Below are 1,045 nucleotides of genomic sequence, written 5' to 3' on the forward strand. Positions count from 1 at the left end.
GCGGAAGATGCGGCGGCCGGTTTCGGACAGGCCCGCCCGAAGATGATCTCCGTAAGATCATCCGCACTCCACACCTGCTCACCGGAGCGCGGACACGCCGCCGACGCCGAGCCCCTGGAGCGCGCGGGCGCCGATGAGCTGGCCGATGTTCTGCGAGAGTCCCGCGCCGACCGAGGCCAGCACGAAGATGACCAGCGCCAGCTGGAACATCAGCTTGCGGCCGAGGATGTCCGACAGCTTGCCCCACAGCGGGGTCGAGGCGGTCATCGTCAGCAGCGAGGCGCTCGCCACCCAGGACAGCTGGTCCTGGCCGCCGAGGTCTCCCACGATCGTCGGCAGCGCGGTGCCGACCACCGATGTGGAGATCATCGTGGTGAGCATCGCGATCATCAGCCCGGAGAGGATCTCCAGGATCTGCCGGTGCGTGTAGTGCACCGGCGCCGATCCGCGCCCGGCCGCCGCGGCACCCGGAGTCTGCGGCAGCACGTCCGCTTGAGCCACTCTGCCTCCCGTCGATCAATTACGTGTGTTTTGCATATATGTTATGTAGACGTACGTTTACTTGCAACGCGGGGATACTGGAAGCGACCAGGATCACGTTGGAGCCGGGAGCGATGACCGACCTCACCAGCAACCCGCCCGGCGCCCGTCCCGACGGGACGGCGCCCGGCGCGGAGGACCTTTTCGAGCCCCCCGGGGCGCGGAATCGTCCTGTGCCGTCCCCGGCGCAGGGCCGCCCCTCCAGAACGCAACTTGGCGACGAACCCTTCCGCTCGGATCAGGACGTCCCCGGGGCGGGCCGTCCGCAGCCGGACGAGGACTGCGGCTCGCAGGGCGTCCGGAAGCGGAACCGCGAGGCGACCGAGCGGCGGCTGCTGGACGCGGCGCGCGACCTGTTCGGGGAGCACGGGTACGACGGCGTGACCGTCCGGATGATCGCCGCCGCCGCCGGGGCGAACGTCGCCCTGGTCAACCGCTACTTCGGGTCGAAGGCGGCGCTGTTCGAGCACGTCCTGGCGGGCGAGTCGGCGCTGCGCGAGGTGAT

At 69.8% G+C, this 1,045-nt stretch carries 1 protein-coding gene and 1 pseudogene; one reads left to right on the plus strand and one right to left on the minus strand.

The genetic code is table 11. From position 1 onward, the window contains the following. Nucleotides 1-84 precede the first annotated feature (84 nt). Nucleotides 85-483 (minus strand): annotated as a pseudogene (locus AB0J52_RS42055) (MFS transporter); the annotation flags it as partial. Nucleotides 484-614: 131 nt separating this feature from the next. Between AB0J52_RS42055 and AB0J52_RS42060 the strand changes: the two are divergent. Then, nucleotides 615-1,045: TetR/AcrR family transcriptional regulator (locus tag AB0J52_RS42060; RefSeq protein WP_500188911.1), on the plus strand; the 431-nt coding region annotated here is incomplete at its 3' end.

This window comes from Spirillospora sp. NPDC049652, from assembly GCF_040675125.1.
Classification (GTDB): Bacteria; Actinomycetota; Actinomycetes; order Streptosporangiales; family Streptosporangiaceae; genus Spirillospora.